This window comes from Blautia sp. CAG:257 (genome assembly GCF_000433815.1).
Classification (GTDB): domain Bacteria; phylum Bacillota; class Clostridia; order Lachnospirales; family Lachnospiraceae; genus Blautia_A; species Blautia_A caecimuris.
The window spans coordinates 1-12544 of record NZ_HF999045.1 but is presented as its reverse complement, the minus strand read 5'-3'; the positions used below and the strand labels follow the sequence as shown (position 1 = coordinate 12544).

General features: G+C 43.0%; 11 protein-coding genes. 9 read left to right on the top strand and 2 right to left on the bottom strand.

Going from position 1 to position 12544, the window contains the following annotated elements:
- From jag to QVP40_RS06130, 9 genes are all read left to right on the top strand, one after another.
- The coding region (gene jag, locus QVP40_RS06170; protein ID WP_288200354.1) for an RNA-binding cell elongation regulator Jag/EloR at positions 1-651 on the top strand (651 nt) is incomplete at its 5' end.
- A gap of 231 nt (positions 652-882) precedes the next feature.
- Positions 883-2256: a tRNA uridine-5-carboxymethylaminomethyl(34) synthesis GTPase MnmE gene (mnmE, locus tag QVP40_RS06165; protein WP_022067603.1), complete on the top strand. Its 1374-nt coding sequence runs from the start codon at positions 883-885 to the stop codon at positions 2254-2256.
- Positions 2257-2271: 15 nt separating this feature from the next.
- Positions 2272-4164, top strand: coding sequence for a tRNA uridine-5-carboxymethylaminomethyl(34) synthesis enzyme MnmG (gene mnmG, locus QVP40_RS06160; RefSeq protein WP_022067602.1), 1893 nt, complete (start codon positions 2272-2274; stop codon positions 4162-4164).
- Positions 4165-4183: 19 nt separating this feature from the next.
- Complete coding sequence (gene rsmG / locus QVP40_RS06155) at positions 4184-4906, top strand: 16S rRNA (guanine(527)-N(7))-methyltransferase RsmG (RefSeq protein ID WP_022067601.1); 723 nt, start codon at positions 4184-4186, stop codon at positions 4904-4906.
- A 124-nt stretch (positions 4907-5030) separates the two neighbouring features.
- Positions 5031-6080, top strand: a complete 1050-nt coding sequence (locus QVP40_RS06150) for an ABC transporter ATP-binding protein (RefSeq protein ID WP_022067600.1) — start codon at positions 5031-5033, stop codon at positions 6078-6080.
- Positions 6064-6927 (top strand): ABC transporter permease, encoded by an 864-nt coding sequence (locus QVP40_RS06145; RefSeq protein WP_022067599.1) that lies wholly within the window; start codon positions 6064-6066, stop codon positions 6925-6927. The genes QVP40_RS06150 and QVP40_RS06145 overlap by 17 nt, the downstream gene beginning before the upstream one ends.
- A 13-nt stretch (positions 6928-6940) precedes the next feature.
- Positions 6941-8452 carry a GldG family protein gene (locus QVP40_RS06140; protein ID WP_022067598.1) on the top strand — a complete coding sequence of 504 codons (1512 nt, stop codon included), beginning with the start codon at positions 6941-6943 and terminating at the stop codon, positions 8450-8452.
- Positions 8452-9261: a DUF4340 domain-containing protein gene (locus QVP40_RS06135; RefSeq protein WP_022067597.1), complete on the top strand. Its 810-nt coding sequence runs from the start codon at positions 8452-8454 to the stop codon at positions 9259-9261. Before QVP40_RS06140 ends, QVP40_RS06135 begins: the two co-directional genes overlap by 1 nt.
- Positions 9262-9491: 230 nt before the next feature.
- Positions 9492-10208: a DUF4340 domain-containing protein gene (locus tag QVP40_RS06130; RefSeq protein ID WP_288200353.1), complete on the top strand. Its 717-nt coding sequence runs from the start codon at positions 9492-9494 to the stop codon at positions 10206-10208.
- Between the two features lie 131 nt (positions 10209-10339).
- Here QVP40_RS06130 and QVP40_RS06125 read toward each other — a convergent pair whose 3' ends face one another.
- Together QVP40_RS06125 and QVP40_RS06120 are read right to left on the bottom strand one after the other, a co-directional pair.
- Entirely contained in the window at positions 10340-11293 is a 954-nt protein-coding gene (locus QVP40_RS06125; protein WP_022067595.1) for an alpha/beta fold hydrolase, read from the bottom strand.
- A 66-nt stretch (positions 11294-11359) separates the two neighbouring features.
- Positions 11360-12385, bottom strand: a complete 1026-nt coding sequence (locus QVP40_RS06120; RefSeq protein ID WP_022067594.1) for a threonine aldolase family protein — start codon at positions 12383-12385, stop codon at positions 11360-11362.
- Positions 12386-12544 lie beyond the last annotated feature (159 nt).

The following is a 12544-nucleotide window of genomic DNA, read 5'->3' as shown; positions in this document are numbered from 1 at the left end:
CACAGGGCAGAAAAGAAGGACGAACCTGCAGTTGAGGTTCATGAGGCAGCAAAGGAAAGACAGCCGAAGCCGGTAAAGGAAAGAACTTTTAAAGAAAAGCCTGTAAGAGAGCCTAAGGAAAAGGTTCAGAAAGAAAGACCTGTAAAACAGTCCAGAGAGATTGAGGTACTTTCTGATCCGGAAGAAATCAAAGAAATCGAAGAGAGAGCGCTTGTATTTCTCAGAGAAGTATTTTCTTCCATGGAACTGGGCGAGGTTCAGATCACTTCAAAATACAATACAAAGGACGGCTGTCTGGAGGTTGATTTTGAGGGTCAGGATATGGGAATCCTGATTGGAAAAAGAGGACAGACCCTTGATTCTCTTCAGTATCTGACAAGTCTTGTTGTGAACAAAGGTAAATCTACCTATATCCGTGTAAAACTGGATACAGAAGATTACCGCAGAAGAAGAAAAGAGACACTGGAAAACCTGGCAAGAGGAATTGCCTATAAGGTAAAGAAAACCAGAAAACCGGTTGTTCTTGAACCAATGAATCCTTATGAAAGAAGAATTATCCATTCTGCTCTTCAGGGAAATAAATTTGTAGAGACTGTCAGTGAAGGTGAAGAGCCTTACCGTCATGTAGTTGTAAAACTGAAAAGATATTAAGATGAGATACATCTGAACAAAAATGTTATTCTGGGTGAAAGCGTGAATAATACGGACTTGACGTAGGCTTTTTCCCGGAGTAACATTTTTTTATATAAAGATTTTTGATAGATATATGGATACACTAATAAAAATGTCAGTGTATATTTTTTATAAACAGGTATGAGAAAGAGATCTATTTTATACCAGAAAACACAGTTTAATTTATGCATACAAACAGGAGGATTGCAGATGGAGACAACGATTGCAGCGATTTCCACAGCAATGAGCGCTTCCGGCATCGGAATCGTCCGAATAAGCGGAGAAGATGCAATGGATGTGATTTCCAGGATCTACCGGTCAAAGAATGGAAAGAAAAATATAAAAGAAGTAAAAAGCCATACCATTCATTACGGATATATCTGTGATGGAGAGGAAACGGTAGATGAAGTTCTGGTAATGGTAATGCGCGGTCCAAAAACATATACAGGAGAAGACACAGTAGAAATTGACTGTCATGGCGGTGTTTTTGCCATGAAGAGAGTTCTGGAAACTGTTCTGAAAAACGGAGCGCAGGTAGCGGAACCCGGAGAATTTACAAAACGTGCTTTTCTGAACGGGAGGCTGGATCTTTCTCAGGCAGAGGCGGTTATGGATGTGATCCAGGCAAAAAGCGAGATCGCGCTGAAAAGCTCTGTAGAGCAGTTGAAGGGATCAGTTCTCCGGGTGATCCGGGAAATCAGGGCAAAGCTTCTTCATCATATTGCATATATAGAAACTGCCCTGGATGATCCGGAGCATTTTGATCTGGAGGGGTATCCGGACGAACTGATGGAAGTGGTAAAAGAAGAGTCGGAAGAGGTAAAAAGGCTTCTGAAATCTGCGGATGACGGAAAGATGATCCAGGAGGGAATCCGCACCGTTATTCTGGGAAAACCAAATGCAGGAAAATCTTCCCTTTTAAATTTTCTTGTAGGAGAGGACCGGGCAATTGTAACAGAAATTGCAGGAACCACAAGAGATACTCTGGAGGAATACATTTCTCTTCACGGGATCAGTTTAAGGATCATTGATACAGCCGGTATCAGAGAGACCGAAGATATTGTGGAAAAGATTGGTGTGGAAAAGGCCAGACAGATGGCGGAAAAGGCAGACCTGATCCTTTATGTGGTAGATTCTTCAAAGCCCCTTGATAAAAATGATGAAGAGATCATGGAACTGCTTCAGGGAAGAAAAAGCATTATTATTTATAATAAAACAGACCTTACGCCGGTGGTATCTTCTGAAGCTCTGGAAGAAAAAACAGGAAAACAGGTGATACCTGTGTCTGTGGTGGAAGAGACAGGAATTGAAAAGCTGGAAACAGCTATTAAAGAAATGTTTTTCCGTGGGGAAATTTCTTTTAATGATGAAGTTTATATTACAAACGCACGTCATAAGACTGCCCTGGAAGAGGCGGAAAAAAGCCTTAACATGGTTATGCAAAGTATTGAGGCAGGAATGCCGGAGGATTTCTTTTCCATTGATCTGATGGGAGCTTACGAAAGCCTTGGAAAGATTATGGGCGAATCCCTGGGCGAAGATCTGGTAAATGAGATATTCAGCAAGTTCTGTGTAGGAAAGTAGATGGAGGACAGAGGAATGTGCGCAAAAAGGTTGGAAAAAAATTGTGACATTGTTGTTGTGGGGGCTGGACATGCAGGCTGTGAGGCGGCTCTGGCAGCAGCAAGACTTGGATTTGAGACAGTAATGTTTACAGTAAGTGTGGACAGTATTGCTCTTATGCCCTGTAACCCCAACATAGGAGGAAGCTCCAAAGGACATCTGGTACGGGAAGTGGATGCTCTTGGCGGCGAAATGGGGAAAAATATTGACAAAACCTTTATTCAGTCAAAAATGTTGAATAAATCAAAGGGACCCGCAGTTCATTCTCTGAGGGCGCAGGCAGATAAACAGGCCTACAGCAATGAAATGCGTAAAACGTTGGAAAATCAGGATCATCTGACTATAAGACAGGGGGAAGTAACCCGACTTCTCACAGAGGAAAACAGGATTATCGGTGTGGAGCTTTACTCAGGCGCTGTTTATCACTGCCGTGCAGTGATTCTCTGTACAGGAACATATCTGAAATCCAGATGTATTTACGGTGATGTCAGTGACTACACAGGACCGAACGGGCTGCAGGCGGCAAATTACCTGACAGATTCTCTGAAGGAGCTTGGGGTGGAAATGTTCCGGTTTAAGACAGGAACACCGGCCCGTATTGCAGGAAATACCATTGATTATTCCAAAATGGAAGAGCAGTTCGGCGATGAGAGAGTGGTACCGTTTTCTTTTTCCACAGACCCGGAAACCGTACAGATTCCGCAAAAATCCTGCTGGCTGACCTATACAAATGAAAAGACTCATGAGATCATCCGGAGTAATCTGGATCGTTCGCCCCTTTATTCAGGTATGATCGAGGGAACGGGACCAAGATACTGCCCGTCTATTGAGGACAAGGTAGTACGCTTTGCTGATAAAAACCGTCATCAGGTATTTATCGAGCCGGAAGGACTTTATACAAATGAAATGTATGTGGGAGGAATGTCCAGTTCTCTTCCTGAGGATGTTCAGGACGCCATGTATCATTCCGTTCCCGGACTGGAACATGCAAAAATCGTAAAAAATGCCTATGCCATTGAATATGACTGCATCAATCCCCGGCAGCTTTATCCTACACTGGAATTTAAAAATATAAAAGGCCTGTTCAGCGCAGGGCAGTTTAACGGAAGCTCCGGATATGAGGAGGCGGCAGCCCAGGGACTGGTTGCAGGTATCAACGCGGCGCTGAAGCTGAAAGGGAAAGAAATGATGGTTCTGGACCGTTCAGAGGCTTACATAGGTGTTCTTATTGATGACCTTGTAACAAAAGAAAATCATGAGCCTTACCGGATGATGACAAGCCGCGCAGAGTACAGGCTGCTTCTCAGACAGGATAATGCTGATCTCAGACTTCGCAGAAAGGGCTATGAAGCCGGTCTGATCGATGAGGAAACCTGGCAGAAAACCCAGGAAAAGGAAAAGGCCATAGACACAGAAATAAAAAGGACCGAACATGTGACCATTGGAGGAACACCTGAGGTTCAGAAGCTCCTTGAGGAAAAAGGAAGCACTCTTCTGAAGTCAGGAACAACACTTGCAGAACTGATCAGAAGACCTGAGCTTACCTATGATGATCTGGCTGCTGTTGATAAGGACAGACCTGAGCTTCCATGGGATGTAAAACAGCAGGTAGAGATCAATCTGAAATATGACGGTTACATTAAACGCCAGATGAAACAGGTGGAACAGTTTAAAAAGCTGGAGGCAAAAAAGATTCCGGAGGATCTTGATTATGAAAAGGTAGGAAGCCTTCGCATTGAGGCAAGACAGAAACTGGAAGCCTACAGACCGGTTTCTATCGGACAGGCATCCAGGATTTCCGGCGTTTCACCGGCAGACGTATCTGTACTGCTTGTATATCTGGAACAGTACAGAAAAGGCAGATCATAAAGCAGATAAGGAGAAAATTATGGCATACGATTTAAGTGTACTGGATCAGGGCTGCCAGGAGATGGGCATTGTCCTGAACGGGGAACAGAGGCAGAAGTTTGTGGATTTTTATGAGTATCTGGTAGAAAAAAACAAGGTGATGAACCTGACAGGGATCACAGAATTTCAGGAGGTGCTTATAAAACATTTTCTGGACAGCCTTGCCTGCGTAAAAGCAGTTGACATAAAAAAAGTAAAACGTATTATGGACGTGGGAACAGGAGCAGGATTTCCGGGAGTTCCCCTGAAGATCGCGTTTCCTCATCTGGAAGCCTGCCTTCTGGATTCTCTCAAAAAAAGGGTGAACTTTCTGGAGGAGACTTTTGATATTTTAAAGCTGACAGATATTACGGCTGTTCACGGAAGAGCAGAAGAATATGCCAGAAACAAGGCCTACAGAGAAAGCTTTGATCTTTGCGTATCGAGAGCAGTTTCCAATCTGGCAACACTTTCTGAATACTGCCTGCCCTATGTAAAGGTTGGCGGAAGCTTTATTTCCTATAAGTCAGGAACTGTTCAGGAAGAGGCAGAGCAGGCAGAAAAAGCAGTAAAAATCCTGGGAGGAAAAATTAAGGATGTGGTTTATTTCAGTCTTCCGGATTCAGAGATCCAGAGATCTCTGGTAGTGATTGAAAAAGTAAAATCCACACCGGGAAAATATCCCCGAAAGGCAGGAACACCTCTGAAGGAACCGCTTGTATAACCGGTTTCACAAAATCATCACACAATTCCCCTACTTTTATCACAACTTTTTCATAGAATATTCATAAGGCGGACAAACACAGAGTCCGCCTTCCATACAGTCAGGGAAAAAGGAGGAGAATTCAGTGATTGAAGTCAGCAATCTGGTCAAACGGTATGGAGACCATACAGCAGTTGACCACCTTTCTTTTCAGATAGAGAAAGGCAAAATTTATGGATTTCTTGGTCCCAACGGCGCAGGAAAATCTACAACAATGAATATGATCACCGGCTATATCGCGTCTACAGAAGGTACAGTAACCATAGACGGACATGATATTCTGGAAGAGCCGGAAAAGGCAAAAAAATGCATCGGTTATCTTCCCGAGCAGCCACCGCTTTATTTCGATATGACCGTTCTGGAATATATGAAATTTGCAGCGGATCTGAAAAAAATCCCAAAAGACAAGAAAAAATCCATGATCGAAGAAGTCATGGATATGGTAAAAATTACAGATATGAAAAACCGTCTGATCAAAAATCTTTCCAAAGGTTATCGTCAGAGGGTGGGGCTTGCCCAGGCAATCCTCGGTTATCCGGAGGTTATCATACTGGACGAGCCAACAGTGGGCCTTGACCCGAAACAGATCATAGAGATCAGAGATCTGATTAAAAGCCTGAAAAAAAAGCATACAGTTATTTTAAGCTCTCATATTCTTTCTGAGGTCAGTGCGGTCTGCGATTATGTACTGATCATTTCTCACGGAAAGCTTGTGGCAAGCGATACTCCTGATAATCTTGGAAAACTGGCAGCAGGCTCCAACAATCTGAATCTTCTGGTAAAAGGAGAAAAGAGCCGTATCCGTCAGCTTCTGGAGGAAATTTCCGGAGTAAAAGAAATTTCCATAGACAAAAAATCAGATCAGGAAGGCTGGAATGTGACTGTTTCCACAGAAGAAAATAAGGATATCCGTGAAGAAGTATTCTTTAAAATGGCAGAAAACCGTTATCCGATCCTGGAAATGCAGTCTCAGAAGATTTCTCTGGAGGAGATTTTCCTTGAACTTACAGAGGATAATAAAAAGGATTCATCTGATACAAATAACCGGATACAGACAGCCAAAGAGGCGGAAGCTGTGATCAGAGAATCAGAAAACAAGACAGAGGAGGCGGATAAACATGACAGCAGTTTATAAAAGAGAGCTGAGAAGCTATCTTACCTCAATGATCGGATATCTGTTTATCTTTTTTATACTTTTACTGACAGGAATCTATTTTTCTGCCTATCAGCTGGATGCTTCGTATCCCAGATTTGAGTATACATTAAGCGCTCTGACCTTTGTATTTCTGATCAGCGTGCCGATTCTTACCATGAGAACGCTGGCAGAGGAACGAAAACAGAAAACAGACCAGCTTCTTCTTACAGCTCCTGTTTCTGTGGGAAAGATTGTTATGGGTAAGTACCTTGCTCTGGTAACCATCTTTGCAATTCCCATGGCGATCATTTGCCTGTATCCTCTGGTAATGTCAAAATTCGGAACCGTATCCTTTGGAACCGCATACACGGGAATCCTTGGATTCTTTCTTCTGGGATGCGCGAACCTTGCCATAGGCGTATTTATTTCCTCCCTTACAGAAAGCCAGGTTATTGCGGCAGTGTTGACCTTTGTATTTCTGTTTGCCTTTTTTATGATGAACGGAATCTCTTCCTTTTTCTCTGAAGGCGCTCTGTCTACCTGCATTACCTTTGGTCTTCTGATACTGGCGGCTTCGATCATTATTTATACAATGATCAAAAACTTCCTGATCTCTGCAGTGATCTGTCTGATCGGAGAAGCTGCCCTTGCAGTAGTTTATGTGGTAAACAGCAGCTTTTTTGCAGGAGGCATCCAGAAAGCCCTTCAGATATTTAATATAAGCGGACATTTTGATAATTTTGCAAATGGAATTTTTGATGTGAACGGAATCGTATACTTCCTTTCTGTCATTGCAGTATGCATGTTTCTTACTGTTCAGTCCATTGTAAAGAGACGCTGGAATTAAGGAGGTGGGAAGAGTGAAATTAAAAGAAAAACTGAAAAAAAAGCAGCCGGAAAAGAAAAATAAAGGAACCTCAGAAAAAAAATCTTTTAAAGAAAAAATAAAATCCAGTTTTAACGGAAAATATATCAAAAACGGTTCCTACAGTATGCTGATCAGTGTAATTTTTATCGTGATCGTACTTGTGATCAATATGATCGTGAATGCTCTGCCGACAAAGTATTCCGAGATAGATGTCAGCGATCAGAAGCTTTTCAGCATTGGAAAACAGACAGAGGATTTCCTTAAAAAACTGGATAAGGATGTAACCATTTATCAGATCGCTCAGAGCGGAGCTGAGGATGAAACAGTAAGCAAGCTTCTGAAAAAATATGAGGAAGCATCTGATCATATTAAAGTAGAAAAGAAAGACCCTGTTGTAAATCCCAAGTTTACTTCAGAATATACAGACGCAGAGGTTTCTCCAAACAGCCTGATCATTGAATGTGGAGAAAGAAGCAAGGTTGTGGATTACGGCGATATTTATGAATCTTCTGTGGATTATAATACTTACAGTTATACTACTACAGGATTTGACGGAGAAGGTCAGATCACCAGTGCCATCTCCTATGTGACCTTAGAAAATCTGCCGATCCTTTATACACTGGACGGACATGGAGAAAAAGATCTGGACGCTTCCATCCGGGAGGATATTGAAAAGGCAAATATTGAAATCCGCTCCCTGAATCTTCTTACAGAAGAAAGCGTGCCGGAAGATACTGCCTGCCTGATGATCAATTCACCGGCAACAGATATTTCTGAGGATGAGAAAAATGCAATTCTTGAATATCTGGAAAACGGCGGAAAAGCAATGATCTTCTCCGATTACACAGAGGAATCCATGGAAAACTTTGATGCTGTTCTGGAAAACTACGGTGTAGAGCGTGTTGACGGAATTGTAATTGAAGGCGACGCACAGCACTATGCAATGCAGATGCCGTATTATGTTGTTCCTGAAGTAAAAAGCGCAGAGCCTGTTTCCGGCTTTGCATCAGAAGGATATTTTGTCCTTGCGCCATATGCACAGGGCATCCGCAAACTGGACAGTGTAAGAGATACTGTGACAATCGACAGTATTCTGACAACCTCTGACAGCGCTTATTCCAAGGTGGATCTGAACAGTGAAACTCTGGAAAAATCAGAAGAAGATATTGCAGGACCTTTTGATCTGGGAGTAAGTATTACAGAAACGCTCGAAGATGACAAACAGACGCAGATTATTTATTATTCTACGGCAAACCTGATGGACAGCCAGATCAATGCAGCAGTAGCAGGAGGAAATGAACAGCTGATCATGGAATCTCTGAACTGGATGTGCAGCTCTGATGAGGCAGAGACAGTTTCTATTCCATCCAAGAGTCTGCAGGTAACCGCTCTCACACCTACTGCTTATGACGTAAGCTTCTGGAAAATCTGTACAATGGGCCTGATTCCGGGAGTATTCCTTGTAATTGGATTCTGTGTATGGCTGAAAAGGAGAAAAGCATAATGAAAAGCAAGACAGTAAAACTGATTTCCGGAGTTGCTGTACTGGCTGTTCTTTCAGGAACCTACATAGGAGTTACCTCCTATGTGGATTCCCAGGAAGAAAAAGAAGCTGAGGCAGCAGATACCAGTGTCAGTGTTGTAGAAATGGATTCGGAAAAAATTACTTCTGTTTCATTTACTGATACGGAGGGCGCAGAAGAGGTTTTTGAGAAGGACGGAGATAACTGGGTAAAAAAAGACGAGCCAGATTTTCCGGTAAGTCAGGATACCCTTGACGGCGCGGTAAATGCTCTCACAGCGCTGTCAGCAGACCAGAAGCTTGAAGATCCTGAGGATCTCAGCGAATATGATCTGGACAAACCTCAGAACCAGATCACTCTCACGGAAGAGGATGGAAACAGGACTGTTCTTCAGGTGGGAATGAAAAATGAATCTTCCGGTCAGTATTATATGAAAAAATCAGAGGATGACAAAAATGTTTATCTTGTTTCCGCAGTATCTCTGGATCCGTTTATGGGAACTGCCTATGAGTTTGCAGAGGTAGAGAATTTCCCGGCAGTAACCTCAGCAACCATTAAAGATGTAAAAGTGGAAAAAGAAAATGGTTATCAGCTTTCTCAGGACGATGACAGCCTGTACTGGTATGTTTCTGACGGAAAAACCTCTGAGCAGGCAGATACTTCAAAGGTGGGAACAGTAACCTCTGCCATAGGTTCCCTTACCTATGGAGACTTTGTAGATTATAACTGCACAGATCAGGCCAAATACGGCTTTGATGACCCGTATGCAATATCACTGCAACTTATCTGACAGAAGAGGATACAGAGGAAAATACGGACGCTACAGAGGCATCTGAGGGTAAAGATAAGGTAGAGACAGCATCAGAGGCGGAAGAAACCGGTGCGGATGCATCTGAGGAAGACAGTACAGAGGATTCAGATACAGCTTCCGGAGAAAAGGAAGAAGCAGAAGAGCCGGGAACGGACGTATCAGAGGATGACAATGCAGAGGACTCAGGGGAATCCGAAGAAATACCTCAGGTGGAAAAGCAGCTTGTGATTTATGTAGGAGATGAGACGGACGGAAACCGCTATGTAAAAGTCAATGACAGCAAACAGGTGTATACGATTCCTGAAACTTCTCTGACAGATATTACAGATCAGAATGTTTCTGATTTCTACAGCCTGACAGTCAATTACCTGACAGTCAATAATCTGGACAGTCTTGAAGTTCAGTCTGAGGACGGAGCTCATACCGTACAGGTTACAAGAGAAACCGTAAAAAATACAGAAGACAGTACGGAAGAAAGCGCCGGATCCGAGAAAGAAGAGGGTTCCGGAGACACCGGGGAAGCTGTTGCAGATACAGATAAAGAAAATGAAGATGCAGCGGAAAATACTTCTGATGAAAAGACCGGGACTGCAGAAGCGGAAAAAATTTCCTATACTCTTGACGGAAAGGAAATTGAGGAAACAGTATTTACTACTTTCTATAACAAACTGATTAATATGGCAGGTCAGGAACGCCTGACAGAGGAGTATACGCCGGATGAAGCTGCTGCTTTTACCTTTGTTTTCACTGATACAGAGGGACAGAAAACAACCGTAAGCTATTATGAGTACGATTCCAGCTTTTATGCAGCAGTGACAGGCGATAAGGTTTATCTTGTAAACAAAATGGATGTACGTGATCTTACAGACGCATATCAGGAAATGCTGAATACAGATTCTTCTGAAGAAAGCCAAGAAGCATCCTGACCTGTAAAATTACTGGTTATGATTACAGAATGCGGAATGCCCCCGGAAATTAATTTCCGGGGGCATTCTCTGTACAGACAGCTGTATGGAAAAACAGCTGCAGGATCATATCCGGTTCAGTTGTCAATACATTACAGGAAAATTCCGATCTGTTCCAGGAATCTTTCTGGGTCTTCCACATGTGGAAGATGTTTGGTATGGGGAATCGTAACGGATTCCACAGAAGGATTAATGCTGCGATAGCTGTCTACAACAGCGGCTCCATTATTTTCAGCTTCGCCTTCGATAATAAAAATACTGTTGTCAATGGACTTCAGTGCAGGAAGGATATTAATGTTCATAAAGCGGGAAGCTTTGCTGGCATAGGCAGCCTTTGCCTGACATCCGCCTCTGTGAGCAGCTTCATAATAAGCGTCAAGAAGATTCTGATCCATGTGGAAGGGATCAAAAACCATATTTTCAATAAAAAAGTCTGAAGTATTTACTCTGGAGACAATGATGTGGTAGACAAGTGTTCCAAATACAGGGATTTCCAGAAAATATTTCAGCAGACGGTCTTTTCTGGACGGCATCTGTGTCAGATTGCCGGGGGCAGGCGGATTCACAAGAATAAGCCTGTTGAAAAGACTTTTTTCATTGCGGCAGGCCATAACGGCAAAGGAGCCGGAAAAACCACTGGTGATCACATCAGTTTTTTCTCCGATCACATTTCTGATAAAGTCACAGATTACCTGTACATAAACAAAATTAGTATAGGTCATGCCCGGCTTTTCAGAGCGTCCGCAGCCCAGAAGGTCAATGGTGTATACCGTATGCTCCATGGCAAGCTCTTCTTCGATTCTGTTCCATTCATAGCCGCAGGCTCCGGGAAGCATATCATGGATAAGGAGAACAGGACTTCCGCTTCCTTTTTTTGTATAAAAAATTTCTCCAAAACGCCATTTATAATAGTTTCGTCTGTTGGAGTCAAGCATTTCCTTCAGAGACGCAGATGCGGCAATGATCTTGTTTGCAATGTGGATGATGGCTGTTGCGGAGGAGAACAGCACTGCAAAAGTGGCTAAACGGTTCTTGTTTTTCTTCATATGAGACCTCCTTTTCACGTGATCTGAATGCAATTATTATACGTCAAAACAATGTATTTTACAATGCTATAAAAGAGAAAGAAGCTTTTCTACATCCTCTCTGGCAGTTGCCCAGCTTGTGGCAAATCGAATGACAGTATGCGTATCGTCTGCCTTTTCCCAGAAGCTGTATACAACATGGTTTTTCAGCTCTTCCAGTCTGCTGTTTTCCATAACCAGAAACAGCTGATTGGTAGGAGAGCTGTTATAAAAGGTATATCCTTTTTTACGAAGCCCTTCTCTCAGAAGAGCTGCTGTTTCAATGGCATTTCTGCCTGTTTCCTTATAGAGCTCATCTGTGAAAAGAGCGTCAAACTGCACGCCGCACAGCCTTCCTTTGGCAAGAAGGGCTCCGTGCTGCTTGATCTGAGTGAGGAAATGTGCAGGTGTATTATTTTTTGTAAAAACAACAGCTTCTCCGCACAGCGTACCGGCCTTGGTACCTCCAATATAAAAAACATCGCACAGATCTGCAATATCAGGAAGCGACAGTTCATTTTCCGGGCAGGCAAGGCCTGTAATAAGACGGGCGCCATCTATATAAAGGGGCAGCTTAAAATGGCGGCATACCTGAGAAAGCTCTTTCAGCTCATCCTTTGTGTAAAGAGTTCCGTATTCAGTGGGATGAGAAATATATACCATTCCCGGGAATACCATGTGCTCATGGCTGTCATCTCCAAGAAAAGTTTCCATATAAGCCTCCAGCTCCCGGGCGCAGAGCTTTCCGTCATGCTGAGGCAGCGTAAGAACCTTGTGACCTGTAAATTCAATGGCGCCGGCCTCGTGAACACTTACATGGCCTGTCTCAGCAGCAATCACGCCCTCATAGCTTTTAAGCACAGAGTCGATTACAGTCTGGTTTGTCTGAGTTCCTCCCACCAGAAAATAAACTTCGGCTTCCGGGCATTTACACAGATCCCGGATTTTATTTTTGGCAAGATCTGTGTAGCGGTCAGAGCCATAGCCGGATAAATGTTCCATATTTGTATCCATAAGCCTCTGAAGAATTTTGGGATGAGCACCTTCGGAGTAATCGTTTTCAAAGTATAACATAGATAAGCCTCACTTTCCTTTGTGTGTTAAAATCAGATTGCCGCAGGCAGTCTGAAATAAGATTTGCTGTTCGCTACGAAACAGTTTATCACGAATTGAAAAGTGGTACAATATGGGCTTTCTTGAGTTTCCGCAGTTTTATCCACAGTCACCTGTTTT

What these genes read in the sequence shown, in the direction of transcription:
- rsmG (WP_022067601.1), top strand. Translation starts at nt 4,184, where the DNA reads ATGGCATACGATTTAAGTGTACTGGATCAGGGCTGCCAGGAGATGGGC.
- QVP40_RS06135 (WP_022067597.1), top strand. Translation starts at nt 8,452, where the DNA reads ATGAAAAGCAAGACAGTAAAACTGATTTCCGGAGTTGCTGTACTGGCT.
- mnmE (WP_022067603.1), top strand. Translation starts at nt 883, where the DNA reads ATGGAGACAACGATTGCAGCGATTTCCACAGCAATGAGCGCTTCCGGC.
- QVP40_RS06125 (WP_022067595.1), bottom strand. Translation starts at nt 11,293, where the DNA reads ATGAAGAAAAACAAGAACCGTTTAGCCACTTTTGCAGTGCTGTTCTCC.
- mnmG (WP_022067602.1), top strand. Translation starts at nt 2,272, where the DNA reads ATGTGCGCAAAAAGGTTGGAAAAAAATTGTGACATTGTTGTTGTGGGG.
- QVP40_RS06120 (WP_022067594.1), bottom strand. Translation starts at nt 12,385, where the DNA reads ATGTTATACTTTGAAAACGATTACTCCGAAGGTGCTCATCCCAAAATT.
- QVP40_RS06145 (WP_022067599.1), top strand. Translation starts at nt 6,064, where the DNA reads ATGACAGCAGTTTATAAAAGAGAGCTGAGAAGCTATCTTACCTCAATG.